The organism is Sediminicoccus sp. BL-A-41-H5 (assembly GCF_050632405.1).
Taxonomy (GTDB): Bacteria; Pseudomonadota; Alphaproteobacteria; order Acetobacterales; family Acetobacteraceae; genus Roseococcus.
In genome coordinates this window covers 4,575,001-4,593,953 of the sequence record NZ_CP192601.1, presented here as the reverse complement: position 1 = coordinate 4,593,953, position 18,953 = coordinate 4,575,001, and the positions used below count along the sequence as shown (strand labels likewise).

The 18,953-nt window shown below is 68.5% G+C and carries 15 protein-coding genes, 1 tRNA gene and 2 rRNA genes (1 of these 18 running past the window's edge); 11 read left to right on the top strand and 7 right to left on the bottom strand.

The window, feature by feature from the left end; genetic code table 11:
* Positions 1–8 precede the first annotated feature (8 nt).
* The 4 genes from ACQ860_RS22545 to ACQ860_RS22530 form a co-directional block, all read right to left on the bottom strand.
* Positions 9–293, bottom strand: coding sequence for a tripartite tricarboxylate transporter substrate-binding protein (locus tag ACQ860_RS22545; protein WP_431305539.1), 285 nt, complete (start codon positions 291–293; stop codon positions 9–11).
* 97 nt (positions 294–390) lie between these two features.
* Positions 391–1,623 (bottom strand): organoarsenical effux MFS transporter ArsJ, encoded by a 1,233-nt coding sequence (gene arsJ, locus ACQ860_RS22540; RefSeq protein WP_431305538.1) that lies wholly within the window; start codon positions 1,621–1,623, stop codon positions 391–393.
* Between the two features lies 1 nt (position 1,624).
* On the bottom strand, positions 1,625–2,668 hold the full coding sequence (locus ACQ860_RS22535) for an ArsJ-associated glyceraldehyde-3-phosphate dehydrogenase (protein WP_431305537.1): 1,044 nt from the start codon (positions 2,666–2,668) through the stop codon (positions 1,625–1,627).
* A 28-nt stretch (positions 2,669–2,696) separates the two neighbouring features.
* Positions 2,697–3,554: a helix-turn-helix domain-containing protein gene (locus ACQ860_RS22530; protein ID WP_431305536.1), complete on the bottom strand. Its 858-nt coding sequence runs from the start codon at positions 3,552–3,554 to the stop codon at positions 2,697–2,699.
* Positions 3,555–3,854: 300 nt separating this feature from the next.
* Between ACQ860_RS22530 and ACQ860_RS22525 the strand changes: the two genes are divergently transcribed.
* From ACQ860_RS22525 to ACQ860_RS22475, 11 genes are all read left to right on the top strand, one after another.
* On the top strand, positions 3,855–4,523 hold the full coding sequence (locus tag ACQ860_RS22525) for a DJ-1/PfpI family protein (protein ID WP_431305807.1): 669 nt from the start codon (positions 3,855–3,857) through the stop codon (positions 4,521–4,523).
* 403 nt (positions 4,524–4,926) lie between these two features.
* Positions 4,927–5,016 carry a K(+)-transporting ATPase subunit F gene (kdpF, locus tag ACQ860_RS22520; RefSeq protein WP_431305535.1) on the top strand — a complete coding sequence of 30 codons (90 nt, stop codon included), beginning with the start codon at positions 4,927–4,929 and terminating at the stop codon, positions 5,014–5,016.
* A gap of 1 nt (position 5,017) precedes the next feature.
* A complete protein-coding gene (gene kdpA, locus ACQ860_RS22515) occupies positions 5,018–6,715 on the top strand; it encodes a potassium-transporting ATPase subunit KdpA (RefSeq protein WP_431305534.1) in 1,698 nt (565 codons plus the stop codon).
* An 11-nt stretch (positions 6,716–6,726) separates the two neighbouring features.
* Complete coding sequence (gene kdpB / locus ACQ860_RS22510; RefSeq protein WP_431305533.1) at positions 6,727–8,751, top strand: potassium-transporting ATPase subunit KdpB; 2,025 nt, start codon at positions 6,727–6,729, stop codon at positions 8,749–8,751.
* A gap of 3 nt (positions 8,752–8,754) precedes the next feature.
* Positions 8,755–9,294, top strand: a complete 540-nt coding sequence (kdpC, locus tag ACQ860_RS22505; RefSeq protein WP_431305532.1) for a potassium-transporting ATPase subunit KdpC — start codon at positions 8,755–8,757, stop codon at positions 9,292–9,294.
* 11 nt (positions 9,295–9,305) lie between these two features.
* Complete coding sequence (locus ACQ860_RS22500) at positions 9,306–10,070, top strand: TorF family putative porin (protein ID WP_431305531.1); 765 nt, start codon at positions 9,306–9,308, stop codon at positions 10,068–10,070.
* A gap of 164 nt (positions 10,071–10,234) precedes the next feature.
* Positions 10,235–10,465, top strand: a complete 231-nt coding sequence (locus tag ACQ860_RS22495; protein ID WP_431305530.1) for a hypothetical protein — start codon at positions 10,235–10,237, stop codon at positions 10,463–10,465.
* Positions 10,462–10,671, top strand: coding sequence for a hypothetical protein (locus ACQ860_RS22490; RefSeq protein WP_431305529.1), 210 nt, complete (start codon positions 10,462–10,464; stop codon positions 10,669–10,671). The genes ACQ860_RS22495 and ACQ860_RS22490 overlap by 4 nt, the downstream gene beginning before the upstream one ends.
* A 124-nt stretch (positions 10,672–10,795) precedes the next feature.
* Positions 10,796–12,655, top strand: a complete 1,860-nt coding sequence (locus ACQ860_RS22485) for a potassium transporter Kup (protein ID WP_431305528.1) — start codon at positions 10,796–10,798, stop codon at positions 12,653–12,655.
* 64 nt (positions 12,656–12,719) lie between these two features.
* Positions 12,720–15,407: an ATP-binding protein gene (locus ACQ860_RS22480; protein ID WP_431305527.1), complete on the top strand. Its 2,688-nt coding sequence runs from the start codon at positions 12,720–12,722 to the stop codon at positions 15,405–15,407.
* Positions 15,404–16,093 carry a response regulator gene (locus ACQ860_RS22475; protein ID WP_431305526.1) on the top strand — a complete coding sequence of 230 codons (690 nt, stop codon included), beginning with the start codon at positions 15,404–15,406 and terminating at the stop codon, positions 16,091–16,093. Before ACQ860_RS22480 ends, ACQ860_RS22475 begins: the two co-directional genes overlap by 4 nt.
* A 133-nt stretch (positions 16,094–16,226) precedes the next feature.
* Here ACQ860_RS22475 and ACQ860_RS22470 read toward each other — a convergent pair.
* The 3 genes from ACQ860_RS22470 to ACQ860_RS22460 all read right to left on the bottom strand — a co-directional run.
* Positions 16,227–16,300: transfer RNA gene (locus tag ACQ860_RS22470), tRNA-Met, on the bottom strand.
* A 35-nt stretch (positions 16,301–16,335) separates the two neighbouring features.
* Positions 16,336–16,450, bottom strand: a 5S ribosomal RNA gene (gene rrf, locus ACQ860_RS22465).
* A gap of 117 nt (positions 16,451–16,567) precedes the next feature.
* Positions 16,568–18,953 (bottom strand): 23S ribosomal RNA (locus ACQ860_RS22460); it runs 351 nt beyond the window's last position.

Here is an 18,953-nt window from a genome sequence, read left to right as displayed (position 1 = left end):
GCGCTGAATCATCCTCTCAGCAAAGGCTGGACCGCGCGGAGTGAACGCATGTGAACGCAGCGTGGTCCAGGCCCTGAGCGGGCCGCGCCGGCCCGGATGCTCGGCAGCGCCGCCAGCGCCACCGCGCCCAGCGTGCAGCCCTCCGGGGCGGCCTGCGGGAGGGCAGTGACGGCGATGGTCCCGCGGCCGCCCGGCCGGTTCTCCACCGCGACGGGCTGAGCGAGCTTCGGCGTCAGCATATCGGCGACGAGGCGCGCTGCGATGTCCATCGCGCCGGCGAGCACAGCGCCCATGATACGGCGGCACATGTCCAAAGCGGCCGCTGCCTGCCTCATCAGCGACGTACCTTCCGGCCGTCCGCCCGCGATCCAGGGTGCAGCGCCCGGCCCCTCAGGCAGCGCGCGCCAGGGTGGCGCGGTGGTCCAGGGGAAGTGCCAGCGTCAGCACCCAACACGCCACCAGCATGAGCGCGGCGCCGATCAGGCAGGCGGGCAGCCCGCCGATGATGAAGAGCAGGCCCGACAGCGCGGTCCCGGCGAAGCGGCCGGCGGCGTTGGCGGCGTAGTAGAAGCCCACATCCTCGGCCGCCTTCTCGCTGCCCGCATAGGCGAGCACCAGATAGGAATGCACCGAGGAATTGACCGCGAAGAGCACCCCGAAGACGCAGAGGCCGAGGGGCACATAGAACTCCGGCCGTGGCGCGCCGGCCAGCATCGCGCACGCCAGCGCGACGGGAACCAGCGCAAGGGCAAGCGACCAGGCGCGTGCCGCCGGCACTTCGGTGCTCAGCCCATCCGCGCTTCGTCGCACCAGCGCGGGGGCCAGGCCCTGCACCACGCCGTAGCCGATGGTCCAGACCGCCAGGAACCCGCCCACCATCGTGAACGTCCAGCCCGCAGCGTAGAGGAACACCGGCAGGCCCACCACGAACCACACGTCCCGCGCGCCGAACAGGAAGACGCGCGCGCCGGCCAGGATGTTCACCCCCCGGCTCTTGGCGAAGAGTTCCCGCGCGGATTTCGACGCGCGCGCCTTGCCCATGAGCCGCGGCAGGGAGATCAGCACGCCTGCCAGCACCAGCGCGAGGGCCGCCGCCATGGCCCAGAGCGCGCCGCGGAACCCCAGCGCCTCCAGCAGGAGCCCGCCGAGGAAGAAGCCCAGGCCCTTCATCGCGTTCTTGCTGCCGGTGAAGAAGGCCACCCAGCGGAAAAGGCGCCCCGACGCGTCGCCCGCCGTGAGCTTGATCGCGCTTTTGCTGGCCGTCTTGGTCAGGTCCTTGGCCACGCCGCACACGCCCTGCGCCAGCACGACCCACACGACGGAAAGCGCCGCCCCCCAGTCGGGCGGGACCGCCGAGAGGAGCAGTAACCCCGAGATCTGGGTGGCGAGGCCCACCGCCAGCATCCGAGCGATGCCGAAGCGGGTCGCGAGCCATCCGCCGATCAAATTGGCGCCGATCCCCGCCGCCTCATACAGCAGGAACAGCAGCGCCAGCGTGAAGGGCGAGTAGCCGAGGCGGAAGAAATGCAGCAGCACCAGCATCCGCAGCGCGCCATCGGTCAGGGTGAACCCCCAATAGGCGGCGGTGACGATGGCGTAGTTGCGGGTGCCGGCGCTGCTCATCTCAGATGCCCACGCCTTCCATGTGGCAGGCAAGGTCCACCATGCGGCAGGCATAGCCCATCTCGTTGTCGTACCAGGCATAGACCTTCAGCAGCGTGCCGTCGGTCACCATGGTGCTGGGCGCGTCCACGATGGAGCTGCGGGTGTCGCGCGCATAGTCCGCGCTGACCAGGGGGCGTGTCTCATGGCCCAGGATGCCGGCCAGCGGCCCAGCCGCGGCCTCGGCGAACAGGGCGTTCACCTCCTCGGCCGTGGTCTCGCGCCGCATCTCGAAGACGCAGTCCGTCAGCGAGGCGTTCAGCACCGGCGCGCGCACCGCATGGCCGTTCAGCTTGCCCTTCAGCTCCGGGTAGATCAGGGCGATGGCGGTGGCGCTGCCCGTCGTGGTCGGCTGGAGCGAAAGCATCGCGGAGCGCGCCCGCCGCAAATCCTTGTGCGGGGCGTCGGTCACCACATTGGTGTTGGTCGGGTCGTGGATGGTGGTGATCTGCCCGTGCCGGATGCCGATCGCCTCATGCACCACCTTCACCACCGGCGCGAGGCAGTTCGTGGTACACGACGCCGCGGTGACGATCGGGTGCCGTGCCGGGTCGTAGAGATGCTCATTCACGCCGACCACCACGTTCAGAACGCTGTCGAACTTCACGGGGGCCGCGACGATCACGCGCTTCGCGCCGCGGTCGAGATGACCGGCCAGCGTCTCGGGCGAGAGGAACTTGCCCGTGCATTCCAGAACGACGTCCACACCGAGATCGCCCCACGGAATGTCACCCGCCCGGGCGTGCTCGGAATAGCCGATGCGGCGGTCACCGATGCGGATGGCCGCATTTCCCTCGGCCGCCATGGGCGCGCGCCAGCGGCCCTGCACGCTGTCGAATTCCAGCAGATGCGCGATGGCGGCCGCGCCACCCTTGATCTCGTTCAGATGCACCACGTCGAGACGGTTGCCCGCGCGCGGATCCTCCGCCTGGCGGTCCGCCGCCCCCAAGGCTGCCCGAAGGGCGAGACGCCCGATGCGGCCCATGCCGGAAATCCCGACCCTCATGCTGCTGCCTCCAGATGTGTCGAAAGGCTCACCGGACCATCGCGTGCGGATCGGCCAGCTCGTCCACACGGGCCTGCAGGGCCATGCGATCGAGCGAGGCGACGGGGAGGCTGATGAACGCCTCCAGCCGGCGGCGCAGCCCGGCATAGACCTCGTTCAGCAGCGTCGCACGCTCGGCGGTGCTCCCGCTGAACTTCGATGGGTCGGGCAAGGGCCAGGCGCCGGTCACGGTGGTGTCCCCGAAATCGGGGCAGGTCTGGCCCTGGATCGTGTCGCAAAGGGTGATGACGAAATCCATCCTGGGCGCGTCAGGCCCGGTCAGCTCGTTCCATGATTTCGAACGGAGCCCGGAGACGTCATGCCCCAGCGTCTTGAGCAGGGTCAGCACCTCCGGCAGCGGCCCATCCGGGCGCGGGTGAGACCCCGCGGACCAGCCCTCGAAGCGGGGGCGGCCGATCCGGTCGAGAATGGCCTCGGCCATGATCGAGCGGGCGGAGTTGTGCGTGCACAGGAACAGCACGTTGAAGACAGGGCGTTCCATCTCTGCATTCTCCAGGGTGATGGCATCCAGCAGCCGCGCGAGATCGCCGCAGCGGTCGGGCTGGCCGCCGCAGCACGCCTGCGCCAGGAAGGCCAACAGCGTGCGCAGCCGGGCCAGTTGGGGGGCGTAGATCAGGCTGCGGCCCTGCCGTGTCGCGGCGACCAGGCCCGCCATCTCCAGCGCCTTGAGGTGGAAGGACAGGGTGGAGGCCGGCACGCCCAGCCGTGCCGCCGCCTCTCCCGCTGGCAGGCCGGAGGGCCCGGCCGCGAGCAGGCTGCGCATCAGTTCGAGCCGGGTGCCCTGACCGAGGGCGGTGAAACCGGCGGCGGCCTCGTCACTATCCATATTTCCAGGATAATCGAATCGAAGCCGCTGTGCGTGAAGCTTGTGTGACGAGCGTGCTGCCCCGTGCCTAAGGCAATCCAGCGGCTCCCGCGGCGGAGACAGGCGGGATGCGGGTGGCGAGCGCTTCCGGGATCGCCGCGACGGCGGCGCGGGTGATCCCGGCCAGCGTCGCCGAGGCGCTGCCCGTCCAGTCCCCATAGCCGAGCAGCCAAAGCCGCGGCTCGGCCGTCGGGCCTCAACCGCAGCAGCCACCGCCCTGCGGCGCCGGCGCCTTCACGGGGGCCGGAGGATGTCGCGTTCCTGCTCTATCCCGGCTGCACGGCGCTCGACTTCGTCGGACCGCACAACATGTTCCGCGGCCTGATGGGGGCGACGGTGCGCCTGGTTGCCAAGACGCGCGATCCGATCGTGACCGATACGGGCCTGACGGTGATCCCGGACACGGATTTCGCGAGCTGCCCGGAGCGGTTGACGGTGATGTGCGTGCCCGGCGGCAGCGAGGGCACGCTGCAGGCCATGGAGGATCCGGAGACCATGGCCTTCCTCGCCGATCGCGGTGGCAAGGCCGAATGGGTGACGGCGGTCTGCACCGGTTCGCTGCTGCTGGGCGCGGCGGGGCTGCTACGCGGCTACCAGGCGACGTCACACTGGATCACGCGCGACCTCCTGCCGATCTTCGGCGCCATCCCGATGGAGCAGCGGGTGGTGATGGACCGGAACCGCGCCACCGGTGGCGGGGTGACGGCAGGGATTGATTTCGGCCTCGCTATGGTCGCGAGGCTGCGGGACGACGCCTATGCGAAGGCGTTGCAGCTCGTGGCCGAATACGACCCGGAACCGCCCTTCGACGCCGGTAGCCCGGCCAAGGCGCCGGCGGAGACACGGGAGATGATCACGGCCATGTTCGCCGAATTCGTCGGCCGGATCTGCGGGGCGAGTGTGGCAGCGACGGAGGGTAGGCCCCGGTAAGCCGGGCGTGACCTCGCGCCCTCTTTTTTCCACAACGCGTTCGGGACCAAGAATCACGAAACCCGTCAACCTTTTGGGTTGACGGGTTTTTCTGGGATGCGGGGACGCGCAACCGACGACGCCATAACGTGACCGTCAGGATATAGCCGAAGCAGCCACACTCGAATTGGCTCAGCGCTGAAGGTCAGCACAGGCCACCCCGTCGCCGGCTCCGACGCCTTCCTCTTTACGCCGCCCTTATACGCTGGTCGCTTCTTCCACATCGCGCCCTCACGCGCATCGCGTTCAGTCTGCCCCCTGACTTACAGGGGATTACCATGCTTGACCTTCTTCTCCTCGCCGCCGGGCTCGGCGGCTTCGCGGCCCTCGCGCTTTATGTCCGGGCCTGCGGGCGCGTTTAGCCATGACCTTCGAACTCGCCCTCGGCGGCGCCGTGGCGCTTGGCCTGCTGCTCTATCTCCTCTGGGCCCTGCTACGGCCTGAAAGCCTCTGACATGACGATCATCGGATGGGCGCAGATCGCGCTCGTGCTCGGCTGCGCGCTGCTGCTGGCGGTGCCGGCCGGCGCCTGGCTTGCCGCCATCGCACAGGGGCGGCTCGGCCCCCTCACACGCCCGGATGCGGCACTGCTTCGCGCCGCCGGTATCAACCCGGGCCAGGGCCAGTCCTGGCAGACCTATTTGCTGGCCATGCTGGCCTTCAACGCGGCCGGCTTCCTGCTGCTCTACGGAATGCTGCGCCTGCAGGGCGCGCTGCCGCTGAACCCCCAGGGCTTCGATGGCATCCCACCCTGGCTCGCCTTCAACACCGCCCTCTCCTTCGTCACCAACACGAACTGGCAGGCCTATTCGGGCGAGTCGGCGATGTCGCATCTCAGCCAGATGGCAGGGCTTGCGGTGCAGAACTTCCTCTCGGCCGCGACGGGCATCGCGCTGGCCTTCGCGGTGATCCGGGCCTTCGCGGCCGGCGGCCTCACGCAGCTTGGCAACTTCTGGGCAGACCTCACGCGCGTGACGCTCTGGCTGCTGCTGCCGGGCGCGGTTCTGGCCACCTTCGCCTTCATCGCCATGGGCGTGCCGCAGACGCTGGAAGCAAGCGTGACAGCGGCCACGCTCGCGGGCGGGGAGCAGGTGATCTCGCTTGGCCCCGTCGCCTCCCAACTCGCCATCAAGCATCTCGGCACCAATGGCGGCGGCTTCTTCGGCGTCAACTCGCTGCATCCCTTCGAGGGGCCGAGCGCGATGGCCACCAGCCTCCAGATCATCCTGCAGGTGGTGATCCCCTTCGGCCTCTGCCTCGCCTTCGGCCGGATGGTCGGCGATGCACGGCAGGGGCGCGCGCTGCTCGCCGTCATGACCGGCTTCGTGCTGTTGGCGACGCTCGCGATCTACGCGGCCGAGGCCGCGGGCAACCCTCTGCACCTCGCGGCCGGCGTCTCGCCCGCGCAGGGCAACATGGAGGGGAAGGATCTCCGCTTCGGCCTGGCACTCGCCGCCCTCTTCACCGCCACCACCACGGGCGCCAGCTGCGGCGCGGTGAACGCGATGCTGGACAGCTTCACGCCGTTGGGTGGCCTCGTGCCCCTCTTCCTCATCCAGCTGGGTGAGGTGCTGCCCGGCGGCGTCGGCTCAGGCCTCTATGGCATGCTGGTCTTCGCGCTGCTGGCGGTCTTCGTCGCCGGACTGATGGTGGGCCGCACGCCGGAATATCTCGGCAAGAAGGTGCAGGCGCGCGAGGTGAAGCTCGCCATGCTCGCCGTGCTCGTGCTGCCGGCTGCGATCCTCGGCCTCGCCGGCCTCTCGCTGGTGCTGGAGGTGGGCACGGCCTCGCTGCAGGATGCCGGGCCGCATGGGCTGAGCGAGATGCTCTACGCCTTCACCTCGGCGGCGGGGAATAACGGCTCCGCCTTTGGTGGCCTGACGGCGGATACGCCCTGGCTCAACACCATGCTGGGCTTCGCCATGCTGGCGGGCCGCTTCGGCTTTGTGATCCCCGTGCTCGCCATCGCCGGCAGCCTGGCCGCCAAGCCGCGCGCTCCGGAAGGGGCCGGCACCCTGCCGACCCATGGCCCGCTCTTCGCCGGGCTGCTGGCCGGCGTGATCCTCATCCTGGGGGGGCTGCAATACCTGCCCGCCCTCGCACTCGGCCCCATCGCGGAGCACTTCGCCATGCTCGCCGGCCAGACCTTCTGAAGGCTCGCACCATGCAAACCTCCCTCGCGCTGTTCGACGGCGCCATCCTTCGCCGCGCGGCGCTGGACGCAGTGCTCAAGCTCAACCCGCGGCATCTCGTCCGCAACCCGGTCATCTTCGTGACGGAGGTGGTTTCCATCCTCGTCACGCTGCTGGCGGTGCGCGACGCTGTGCTCGGCCAAGCCTTCGCCTTCCAGGCGGGTGTGGCCGCCTGGCTCTGGCTCACCGTGCTCTTCGCCACCTTCGCCGAAGCCGTGGCGGAGGGGCGCGGCAAGGCGCGCGCCGCCTCGCTCCGCGCCGCGCGGGGCGAGACCATGGCGCGCTTCGTTCCCATGCCGGACGACACCACGCTGACCATCCCGCGCGCCGCCGCCGAGCTGAAGCGCGGCGACCATGTGCTGGTGGAGGCGGGCGAGATCATCCCCTCGGATGGCGAGATCGTCCAAGGCATCGCCAGCGTGAATGAAAGCGCCGTGACCGGCGAGAGCGCGCCTGTGATCCGCGAGGCGGGTGGTGATCGCAGCGCCGTCACCGGCGGCACGCTGGTGGTGAGCGACCGCATCCTGGTGCGCATCACCGCCGAGCCGGGCGGCACCTTCCTCGACCGCATGATCGCGATGGTGGAGGGCGCCTCGCGCCAGAAGACGCCCAACGAGATCGCGCTCGACATCCTGTTGGCGGGCATGACGCTCATCTTCCTCATCGCCGTGGTCACGCTCGTGGGCTTCGCCAGCTACAGCGGCGCCGCACCCTCCGTGGTGGTGCTGGCCGCGCTGCTGGTGACGCTGATTCCGACCACCATCGGCGGCCTCCTTTCGGCCATCGGCATCGCGGGGATGGATCGCCTCGTCCGCTTCAACGTACTGGCCACCTCCGGCCGCGCGGTGGAGGCGGCGGGCGATGTGGATGTGCTGCTGCTGGACAAGACTGGCACCATCACCTTCGGCAACCGCCAGGCCGCCGCCTTCCTCCCCGCGCCCGGCGTGACCGAGGCGGAACTCGCCGAAGCCGCCGTGCTGGCGAGCCTCGCCGACGAGACGCCAGAGGGCCGCAGCATCCTCGCCTTCGCGAAGGAGCGCCTCGGCATCGCCGCCGCCATGCCCGAGGGCGCCCGCGCCGTCCCCTTCACTGCCCAGACGCGGATCTCCGGCATGGATTTGCCCGAGGGCGCCTATCGCAAGGGCGCGGTGGACAGCCTGGCCACCACCCTGGGCGTCGCCATTCCGCCCGAATTGGCAGCCGGCATGGACCGCATAGCCCGCACCGGCGCCACGCCGCTGGCCGTCGCGAAGGATGGCCGCATCCTCGGCGCCATCGAGCTCAAGGACATCGTAAAGCCCGGCATGCGCGAGCGCTTCGCGGAGCTGCGCCGCATGGGCATCCGCACCGTGATGGTGACGGGCGATAACCGCCTGACCGCCGCCGCTATCGCGGTCGAGGCCGGGGTGGACGACTTCCTGGCCGAGGCCAAGCCGCAGCAGAAGCTCGACTACATCCGTGCGCAGCAGGCCGAAGGCCGCCTTGTCGCCATGGCGGGCGACGGCACGAATGACGCGCCGGCCCTCGCCCAGGCCGATGTCGGCCTCGCCATGCAGACCGGCACGCAGGCCGCGCGCGAGGCCGGGAACATGGTCGACCTGGACAGCGACCCGACGAAGCTCATCGAGGTGGTGGAGATCGGCAAGCAGCTCCTCATCACGCGCGGTGCGCTCACCACCTTCTCCATCGCGAATGACGTGGCGAAGTACTTCGCGATCCTGCCCGCGATCTTCGTCGCGACCTATCCGGGCCTCGGCGCGTTGAACGTCATGGGCCTCACCAGCCCGCAAAGCGCCATCCTCTCCGCGGTGATCTTCAACGCGCTGATCATCGTGGCGCTGGTGCCGCTGGCGCTGCGCGGTGTGGGCTATGCGCCCATCGGCGCGGCCGCGCTGCTGCGGCGCAACCTGCTGGTCTATGGGCTGGGCGGCCTCATCGCGCCCTTCCTCGGCATCAAGCTCATCGACGTCATCCTCACCTTCATCGGAGTGGCCTGAGCCATGTTGCGTCCGCTTCTCTCCCTGCTGCTCGGCGCCACGCTGCTGCTGGGCTTCGTTGTCCCCCTGGGCGTCACGGCACTGGCCGGGCTGATCCTGCCCGAGCAGGCCGTCGGCAGCCTCATCCGGCGCGAGGGTCAGGTCGTCGGCTCCGCCCTGATCGGCCAGAACTTCGAGGGCGACCGCTGGTTCCAGGGCCGCCCCTCCGCGACCTCCGCCGCGCCTTATGACGCCAGTTCCTCCGCCGCCTCGCAGCTCGGGCCGACCAGCGCCCCGCTGCTGGAGGCGATCACCACGCGCCTCGCCGGTGCGCGCGACGTGCCGGCGGATGCGGTGACGGCCAGTGGTTCCGGCCTCGACCCGCATATCAGCATCGAGAATGCGCGGGCCCAGGCGCCCCGCGTCGCCGCCGCACGCGGCCTGCCCGAGACGCGCGTCACCGCACTCATCGCAGCCCAGACCGAGAGCCGGGAATTCGGCCTGCTGGGCGAGCCGCGCGTGAACGTGCTGCGCCTCAATCTGACGCTGGAGTCGGTGCGTTGAAGGGCGTCTCCATGCTGCGCCACCTCATCCTCTGCATCGCCACGCTGGCGGCCTTGCCGGCTCAGGCACAGCTCCGCGTGGGTGAGACAGGGCTCTCCCTCACCGGCACCGGAACGGTCGCAACGGATTACCTGTTTCGCGGCATCAGCCAGACACGATCACGCCCGGCCTACCAGATCTCCAATCTGGAGCTGTCCCACGAGAGTGGCGTCTATGTCGGCGCGTTCCTGTCGAATGTCAGCTTCGCCGGAACCAATGCGCGGCAGGAGATCGACATCTTCGGGGGGTACCGGTTCACAGTGGCGGGGCTCAACCTGGACCTGTACGGAATCTGGTACACCTATCCTGGCTACACCCCCGCACCCGGCCAGTTCGGGCTGAACTACGCCGAGGGTGCGCTGAAGGTCACGCGGGAGATCGGCCCGGTGACCCTCATGGCAACCGGGGCTGCATCCCCCAACTTCTTCGGCTCTTCCGGGACCGGCATCTATCTCGAGGCTGGGGCGGATTGGCGCACGGGCCTCCTCGATCTGACGGCTGGCGCGCGGGTCGGCCATCAGTGGGTCGAGCGGAATCCGCGCTTTGGTGCACCCGACTACACGTGGTGGGCACTGACCCTGGGGCGAGACTTCTCCATAGCTGGGATCGGCACGGTCACGGCCAGCATCGGCTACTACCAGACGTCCATCAGCCGCCAGGATTGCGCGCCCATCAATGGCCGCGGCCAGGACATCTGCGGCGCGCGTGCCTTGGCCGCCATTTCGTTCAAGTTCTGACCATGGACGCGACCCGCCAGCGTTGGCATCCGGGCCTGACGAGGGAGGCACCGCCTTGACGCGCCCCTTACGCCCGCGCGGGGCCTTGCACATCGCGTCCTAGCGCGGGCGCGGCGCATATCCCGCCCCTCCCCAAGATGCAGGCCCAGGGCCTGCAAGGACCCATGGAAGATCCGTTCCTGTTTCGAGACCTCCTCCTCGTGCTCGCGCCGGCGCTCGCGCTGCTTTGGCTCTGGGGCCTGGCCTGCGTGCTGCGCGACCTGCGGCGGCGCGAGGCGCCGGGGCCCGATCTCTCACGCTGCGGCCTGCCCAGCCGGCCGCTCTCCCCGCCGCCCCTGCTGCGCTGGCTGGCGCGGCGGCGCAGCCTGACGCCGCGCGGGCTGCTCCTGCGATGACCAGGCGCCGCGACCTCGGCCCGCATTCCGGTCGGGAGGTCTCGGCCTTGGTGATGATCTCGCTGATAGCATGGTGCGGCCTGGCCTGGACCATTCACGGGCTCGCCGTCCTCACGGTCTGGCCGGCGCTGGCCCTCGGCATCGCGGGCGGCGGGGTCATCCTCGTCGCGGGCGCGGCCTGCGCCTGGCGCTGGCGCCGTCGCTGATCCGAGCGGCAGGTGCATGCCCCGCCCGTGCTCGGGCTAGTGGCTGCCCACCGCTCCAGGCCCTCCCACCCCTTTGCGCCGCCACACAGATGCGTTTGCATGGGTGGACAGGAACCGCCCCTCCATGACCGCACCCGCCGCTTCGCCCAATCGCCTCGCCCTCCTCGCTCTCGGCGTGGTGTTCGGGGATATCGGAACCTCGCCTCTCTACGCCTTCCGCGAGAGCTTCATCGGCCATCGCCCGCTGCCGGTGGACGAGCTGCACGTATTGGGCGTGCTGTCGCTGATCGTCTGGGCGCTGATCCTGGTCGTCACCGTGAAATACGTGCTGGTGACCATGCGGGCCGACAACCGCGGCGAAGGCGGGTCCTTCGCCCTGCTCGCGCTGATCCGCCGCGTCGCGCCCAGCAGCCGTGCCCTGCCGCTGGTGGCCGGCGCCGCGCTGGTGGCCACGGCCCTGTTCTATGGCGATGCGGTGATCACGCCCGCCATCTCCATCCTCTCAGCGGTGGAGGGCGTGCAGCTGGCCGATGAGCGGCTGGGCGCGCTCGTGCTGCCGGTGACGCTCGGCATCGCGCTCGTGCTTTTCGCGGCGCAGCACCATGGCAGCGGGGCGATGGGGCGGTGGTTCGGGCCGGTCATGCTAGCCTGGTTCGTGACCATCGGACTGCTGGGCGCCGTGAATATCGCGGCACGGCCGGGGGTGCTGGCGGCCATCAGCCCGACCTACGCGCTGGACCTCGTCCGGAACGACCCGCTGCGCGCCTTCCTGACGCTCGGCACGGTGGTGCTGACGATCACGGGCGCCGAGGCGCTCTACGCCGACATGGGGCATTTCGGACGGCGGCCGATCAGCCGCGCGTGGACAGTACTGGTGCTGCCGGCCCTGCTGCTCTGCTACGCCGGGCAGGCGGCGCTGGTGCTGGAGAACCCGGCGGCCATGGCGCAGGCCTTCTACCTGCTGGCACCGTCCTGGGCGCTCTGGCCGCTGCTGGCGCTCGCGACGGCCGCCACCGTCATCGCCAGCCAGGCCGCGATCACCGGCGCCTTCTCGATCACCGCGCAGGCCGTTCAGCTCGGCTACCTGCCGCGGCTGCGAATCCTGCACACCTCGGCCGATGAGCGGGGACAGCTCTATGCCCCCGGGGTGAATGCCCTGCTCTGCCTGGCCGTCATCGCGGTGTGCGTGGCCTTTCCCTCCTCGACGCAGCTCGCCGGGGCCTTCGGCTTCGCCGTGACGGCAACCATGGTGCTGACGACGGCGCTGATCGGCTTCGTGGTCTTCCGCGTCTGGCGCTGGAATCTGCTCTGGGCCCTGCCGGTCTATGCGGTGCTGCTGGTCTTCGACACGCTGCTTTTCGCCGCCGCCGCGACCAAGATCCTGGACGGCGCCTGGCTGCCTATCGGCATCGCGCTCGCACTGATCATCTTGTTCTCGACCTGGGCGCGCGGCAGGGCCCTGATGGCCGCTGCCCTCGCGCGGGACGCGCTGCCCATCGAGACCTTCCGCCGCTCGACCGCGGGTGTGCCGCGCGTGCGGGGCCTCGCGGTTTATCTGACGCGGGACGGCGCGGGCGTGCCGCGGGCGCTGCTGCACGGCCTGAAGCACTTCCAGGCGCTGCATGAGCGCACCTTGCTGCTGACGGTGGAAACGGCCCTCCTGCCTCATGTGCCGCCAGCGGAGCGGTTGCGCTTCGAGGAGCTGGCGCCGGGCCTCGGGCGCGCCGTCGTCACCTTCGGCTTCATGGACCCGCCGCGCATTCCACCGGTGCTTGCGGGCCTGCCGGACGCCTGGCGCACGGAGCCGCTGCTGACCTCCTACATCCTCGGGCGGCAGATCCTGGTGCCGGCGCCGCGCCCCGCCATGGCGCGCTGGCGAGAGACGCTGTTCGCCGCGATGCTGCGCCTGGCCGGCTCCGCGACGGAGTATTACGACCTTCCGCCAGGACGCGTCGTGGAACTGGGCGCGCAGGTCTCGTTGTGAGGGCCGTGCGGAGCGGACGATCGGCAACTGACGCGCGGGCCGCGCCAGCCTATCCTCCTCAGCGATGAGCCCCGCCGAGCCCGCGCGCCCCGACCCTGACGCCCTCGTGGAGCTGGCGGCACGGGAGGGGCGCGGCCGGCTGAAGGTCTTCCTTGGCGCCGCGCCAGGCGTCGGCAAGACGGTCGAGATGCTGACCGAGGCGCGCCGGCTTCGGGAGGCGGGCACGGACGTCCTGATCGGCCTGGTGGAGACGCATGGCCGCGCCGAGACAGAGGCCGCCATCGGCACGCTCCCGCGCTTGCCACTCAGCGCCATCGCCTATCGCGGGCAAGTCCTGCACGAGTTCGACCTGGATGCGGCCTTGGCGAGGCGCCCTGCGATCCTGCTGCTGGACGAACTGGCCCACAGCAACGCGCCCGGCAGCCGGCACGCCAAGCGATGGCAGGATGTGGAGGAACTGCGCGACGCCGGCATCGAGGTCTGGACCACGATGAACGTCCAGCACCTCGATAGCAGCGCGGAAGCCGTGGCCCGCGTCACCGGCGTGCGTGTCGCCGAGACGGTGCCGGACGCCGTCCTCAAGGGCGCCGACGCGGTGGAGCTGGTGGACATCCCGCCCGCCGAACTCCTCGAACGCATGCGCGCCGGGAAGATCTATCGCCCCGAGCAGGCGGAACGCGCGCTGCGCGGCTTCTTCAAGGAGGGCGCGCTGGCCGCCTTGCGCGAATTGGCGCTGCGCCGGACAGCAGACCGCGTGGATGCCGACGTCACGTCCTGGATGAGGCGCAACGCCGTCGCCGGCCCCTGGCCCGTAGGCGACCGCGTGCTGGCCCTGATCCCGGGCGAGGGCTCGGCGGAACCCATCCTGCAACAGGCGCGCCGCCTCGCCGATGCGCTGCACGCACCGCTCCTCGCCCTGCATGTCGAGCAGCCAGGCCAGGCTGAGGATCCGGGACCCGGCATAGCGCTCGCCCAGCAACTCGGTGCCGAGACCGAGATCACCACGGCGACCGATCTGCCCGCCACCATCGTTGCGCATGCGCGCGCGCGCCGTGCCACGCACATCGTCCTCGGCCGTCGCACCATGCCCTGGTGGCGAAGCCTGCTCGGTCATCGGCTGATCGCCGCCCTGGCAAGCGCCGCGCCCGAATTCACCCTTCATGTGGTGCCAAGCCCGGTCGCGGCGCCCGGCCCCTCGCCCGCGCGCGCCTGGCCGGGCTGGGTCTCCTGGCTCGCGGTCCCGCTGCTCGTCGGTGGTGCGACGCTGGCGTGCATGGTGCTCGACGGCATGGTGCCCGATGCGGCCTTCGGGATGGTCTATCTTGCGGCGATCGTGGCCATCGCCGCCCTCGCCGGCCCCGTGCACGCGGGCGCGGGCGCGGTACTGTCCTTCCTCGTCTGGAACTTCCTCTTCCTGCCGCCGCGCCACACGCTGGCGATCGCATCTGCCCAGGATGTGCTGGGCGCCGTGGTCTTCGGCGCCGTAGCAGCGCTTCTGGCGGGCACCACGGGCCGACTGGGGCGCAATGTGCGTGCGGCGGCGGCCCGGCTGGCAGCGTTGCGGCGCCTGGCCGCCCTCTCGCGCCGGCTGAATGCCCAGGCCTCGATCGCCGAGCTGCAGGTGGCCGTGGTGGAGGAGGCGGCGCGCCTCTCCAGCGGCCCGGCCTGCCTGCTTCTGCCGCTGGACGAGGCACTGGAGGCCAGCTTGCCTGGGCAGTTCCTTCGCGGGACCCAGGGGGCGAGCGAGCCCGTTTTGCGCGCCGCCTATCCGACGGAGGTGACGCCCGATGAGGGCGCCATGGCGGCCGCGCGCTGGGCCATGGCGCAGGGCCGCCCGGCCGGGCGCGGAACGGCGACCTTGCCCGCCAGCGCCTGGCGCTTCCTGCCGCTCGCAGCCCAGCGCGATGGCCAGACCATCACCTTGGGGCTGCTCGGGCTACGCCCGGTCATGGACGCGCCGGACCCCGAGGCGGACCGCGCCATCGCGGCCCTGCTGGACCAGGCGGCGGTGGCGCTGGAACGTGCGCGCCTCGCCGAGACTGCCGCCCAGGCCCGCGCGCGCGGCCAGGCAGAAGCGCTGCGGACCGCGCTGCTCACCAGTCTCGGCCACGACCTGCGCACGCCACTCACCGCCATCCGCGGCGCGGCGGAGACGTTGCGTACAAGCGGCGAGGCGCTCTCGCCCGCGACGCGAGCGGATCTTCTGGCCAGCATCGAGGAAGAGACGACACGCCTCGCACGCTGGATGTCCGCCATCCTCGACATCGTCCGGCTCGAGACGGGTCAGGTGACGCCGCGGCGGGAACCGGTGGAGCTGGCGGCGGCGGTGGAGGATGCGGCCGCGCATGCGGAGCAGACGCATGCCGGTCGCGTGGTCAGGCGCGAGGTGCCTGCAGACCTTCCCCAGGCGCGCCTCGACGCCGCGCTGCTCGACCGCGTCCTGGAGAACCTGCTCGACAATGCGTTGAAGTATTCCGCGCCCGCCGGCCGAGTTCTGCTCGCCGCGCGGCAGGAAGGGCGGGAGGTCATCCTGGTCGTGGAGGATGACGGGATTGGGATCGCGCGGGAGGCGCTGCCGCACGTGTTCGATGCGTTCTACCGGGCCGCGCGGAGCGACAGCATCGCGGCCGGCTCTGGCCTCGGCCTGTCCATCTGCCGCGGGCTGGTCGGCGCCATGGGGGGGCGCATCCAGGCTGAAAGCCCCATCGAGGCGGGCCGTGGTACCCGGATCACGCTCAGGTTCCCGGTATGACGGCCGCCCCGCTCCCCGTCCTTGTGGTCGATGACGAGCCGCAGATCCATCGCTTCCTCGGCCCCGCGCTGGAGGCGGCGGGCTATGCGCCCCTGCGGGCCGAGACGGCGCGCGAGGGGCTGCGGCTTGCCGCCGCGCGTGGACCGGCCTGCGTGCTGCTCGACCTCGGGCTGCCCGACATGGATGGCAAAGAGGTGCTGGCGCGCCTGCGCAGCTTCAGCAGCGTGCCCGTCATCGTCATCAGCGCGCGAGACCGTGAGGCGGAGAAGGTTGCGGCTCTCGACGCCGGTGCGGATGACTATGTCGAGAAGCCCTTCGGCCTGGCCGAGTTGCTGGCGCGTCTCCGCGCCGCAACACGGCGTGCTCTCATGGTGGAGGCGCCGACGCCCTTGGTCACGGCAGGCGCGCTCCAGGTAGATTTGGAGCGCCGTCTCGCCTCTGTCGCGGGGGCAGAACTCATGCTCACGCCACGGGAGTGGGACCTGCTCGCGGTGCTGGCGCGCAACCTTGGACGCGTGGTGACACAGCGGCGACTGCTGGCCGAGGTCTGGGGCCCGGCGCATGTCGAGGACAGCCAGTATCTCCGCGTCTATGTCAGCCAGCTGCGCGCAAAGCTGGGGTCGATGGCGGGGCTGCTGCGGACGGAGCCTGGCGTGGGGTATCGTCTGCTGGAAGGCGAGAAATGATGGCGAGCGCCAGCACGGGCACTGGCTTGTCTGAACGCACCGCATCGAGAGGGATTTGGTGCTCCGCGACTGTGGGGACGACCCGTAGAATCGCCAAACCCGTCAACCTTCTGGGTTGACGGGTTTTTCTGGGATGCGGGGACAGGATTTGAACCTGTGACCTTCAGGTTATGAGCCTGACGAGCTACCGGGCTGCTCCACCCCGCGTGACGGTGGTATAAAAAAAGGTTTTCGGTTGGGTGGCCTGGCGCTGACCGACTCTCCCGCCGCTTGAGCGGCAGTACCATGGGCGCTGGAGTGTTTCACGGCCGAGTTCGGGATGGGATCGGGTGTTTCAACTCCGCGATAGGCACCAGGCCACCGAACCGAAAACCTGTTCGTGTGGTGATGGGGATTGGTTGGAATGGGATGAGTGTGTGAAGTGGGGTTTGGTGCTGCGTGCGGTGTTCGGACGTGGTCCGAACCGCATTGGGGAGTAGTGAGCCTATCGGGCTATTAGGATCGCTTAGCTGCACGCATTACTGCGCTTCCACAGGCGACCTATCAACGTGATGGTCTATCACGGCCCTCGGGGAGACCTGGTTTTGAGGTGGGTTTCCCGCTTAGATGCTTTCAGCGGTTATCCCGTCCACACTTAGCTACCCAGCTGTGCCACTGGCGTGACAACTGGTGCACCAGAGGTATGTCCATCCCGGTCCTCTCGTACTAGGGACAGATCCTCTCAAGTCTCCAACACCCACAGCAGATAGGGACCGAACTGTCTCACGACGTTCTAAACCCAGCTCACGTACCGCTTTAATCGGCGAACAGCCGAACCCTTGGGACCTGCTCCAGCCCCGGGATGCGATGAGCCGACATCGAGGTGCCAAACCTCCCCGTCGATGTGGACTCTTGGGGGAGATCAGCCTGTTATCCCTAGAGTACCTTTTATCCGTTGAGCGATGGCCCGTCCACGAGGGACCACCGGATCACTAAGGCCGACTTTCGTCTCTGTTCGCGCTGTCACGCTCACAGTCAGGCGGGCTTATGCCTTTGCACTCAACAGCCGATGTCCGACCGGCTTGAGCCCACCATCGCGCGCCTCCGTTACAATTTGGGAGGCGACCGCCCCAGTCAAACTGCCCACCACGCAGGGTCCCGGCCCGGGATAACCAGGCTCGGTTAGACGCCAAAAAGGCACAGGGTGGTATTTCAAGGTTGGCTCCACACAAGCTAGCGCCCATGCTTCAAAGCCTCCCACCTATCCTACACAGTCCCTTCCTGGCGCCACTGCGAAGTTGCAGTAAAGGTTCATAGGGTCTTTCCGTCTAACTGCGGGTACCCCGCATCTTCACGGGGAATTCAATTTCGCTGAGCCCATGCCGGAGACAGTGGGGAGGTCGTTACGCCATTCGTGCAGGTCGGAACTTACCCGACAAGGAATTTCGCTACCTTAGGACCGTTATAGTTACGGCCGCCGTTTACCGGGGCTTCAATTCGATGCTTGCACATCTCCTTTTAACCTTCCGGCACCGGGCAGGCGTCAGACCCTATACGTCATCTCTCGATTTCGCAGAGCCCTGTGTTTTTACTAAACAGTCGCCACCCCCTGCTTTGTGCCACCCACACCTGCTTGCGCAAGCATGGGTCTCGCTTATCCCGAAGTTACGCGAGCAATTTGCCTAGTTCCTTCGACATGGTTCTCTCAAGCGCCTTGGTATACTCTACCAGTCCACCTGTGTCGGTTTCGGGTACGGTTCAATGTCAGAGCTATTTCCCGGACCCATCCAACCACCACCCCAATCCAATAAGGGATAATGGAACTTCAGGGCCGTCACTTCTGACGAGCTCAGGAATATTCACCTGATTCCCATCGGCTACGGCTGTCGCCCTCGCCTTAGGGGCCGGCTCACCCTGCGCGGATTAGCCTTGCGCAGGAACCCTTGGACTTACGGCGAGAGGGTTTCTCACCCTCTTTGTCGCTACTCATGTCCGCATTCGCACTTCCCATACCTCCAGCACACCTCGCGATGCACCTTCACAGGCCTAGGGAACGCTCCGCTACCACGCACCTTACGGTGCATCCACAGCTTCGGCAGATGGCTTGAGCCCCGTTACATTTTCGCCGCAAGACAGCTATTAGACCAGTGAGCTATTACGCTTTCTTTAAAGGATGGCTGCTTCTAAGCCAACCTCCTGGTTGTTTTGGCCGTCTCACATGCTTTCCCACTTAGCCATCATTTGGGGGCCTTAGCTGGTGGTCTGGGCTGTTTCCCTCTCGACTATGGACCTTAGCACCCACAGTCTGTCTGCCAGGTAGCACTCACCGGCATTCGGAGTTCGGTAGGGTTTGGTAGGGCTTTGGGCCCCCCTAGCCCTTCCGGTGCTCTACCTCCGGTGGTGTTCGCCTGACGATCTACCTCAATAGATTTCGCGGAGAACCAGCTATTTCCGAGTTTGATTGGCCTTTCACCCCTAGCCACAGCTCATCCCCGACTTTTTCAACAGGCGTGGGTTCGGCCCTCCAGTGGGTGTTACCCCACCTTCAGCCTGGCCATGGCTAGATCACTCGGTTTCGGGTCTCATGCCGGCAACTAAACGCCCTATTCAGACTCGCTTTCGCTTCGCCTACACCTAACGGCTTAAGCTTGCTGCCAACACGAACTCGCGGACCCATTATACAAAAGGTACGCCGTCACACCTCAAGGGTGCTCCGACTGCTTGTAAGCGTCCGGTTTCAGGTCTCTTTCACTCCCCTCGTCGGGGTGCTTTTCACCTTTCCCTCACGGTACTTGTGCACTATCGGTCGCCAAGGAGTATTTAGGCTTAGAGGGTGGTCCCCCTACGTTCAGACAGGGTTTCACGTGCCCCGCCCTACTCA

Coding starts and splice junctions, on each gene's coding strand:
- ACQ860_RS22495 (WP_431305530.1), top strand. CDS start 10,235: ATGGAAGATCCGTTCCTGTTTCGAGACCTCCTCCTCGTGCTCGCGCCG.
- ACQ860_RS22480 (WP_431305527.1), top strand. CDS start 12,720: ATGAGCCCCGCCGAGCCCGCGCGCCCCGACCCTGACGCCCTCGTGGAG.
- ACQ860_RS22500 (WP_431305531.1), top strand. CDS start 9,306: ATGCTGCGCCACCTCATCCTCTGCATCGCCACGCTGGCGGCCTTGCCG.
- ACQ860_RS22490 (WP_431305529.1), top strand. CDS start 10,462: ATGACCAGGCGCCGCGACCTCGGCCCGCATTCCGGTCGGGAGGTCTCG.
- ACQ860_RS22545 (WP_431305539.1), bottom strand. CDS start 293: ATGGGCGCTGTGCTCGCCGGCGCGATGGACATCGCAGCGCGCCTCGTC.
- kdpB (WP_431305533.1), top strand. CDS start 6,727: ATGCAAACCTCCCTCGCGCTGTTCGACGGCGCCATCCTTCGCCGCGCG.
- kdpC (WP_431305532.1), top strand. CDS start 8,755: ATGTTGCGTCCGCTTCTCTCCCTGCTGCTCGGCGCCACGCTGCTGCTG.
- kdpF (WP_431305535.1), top strand. CDS start 4,927: ATGACCTTCGAACTCGCCCTCGGCGGCGCCGTGGCGCTTGGCCTGCTG.
- ACQ860_RS22485 (WP_431305528.1), top strand. CDS start 10,796: ATGACCGCACCCGCCGCTTCGCCCAATCGCCTCGCCCTCCTCGCTCTC.
- ACQ860_RS22530 (WP_431305536.1), bottom strand. CDS start 3,554: ATGGATAGTGACGAGGCCGCCGCCGGTTTCACCGCCCTCGGTCAGGGC.
- kdpA (WP_431305534.1), top strand. CDS start 5,018: ATGACGATCATCGGATGGGCGCAGATCGCGCTCGTGCTCGGCTGCGCG.
- arsJ (WP_431305538.1), bottom strand. CDS start 1,623: ATGAGCAGCGCCGGCACCCGCAACTACGCCATCGTCACCGCCGCCTAT.
- ACQ860_RS22475 (WP_431305526.1), top strand. CDS start 15,404: ATGACGGCCGCCCCGCTCCCCGTCCTTGTGGTCGATGACGAGCCGCAG.
- ACQ860_RS22535 (WP_431305537.1), bottom strand. CDS start 2,668: ATGAGGGTCGGGATTTCCGGCATGGGCCGCATCGGGCGTCTCGCCCTT.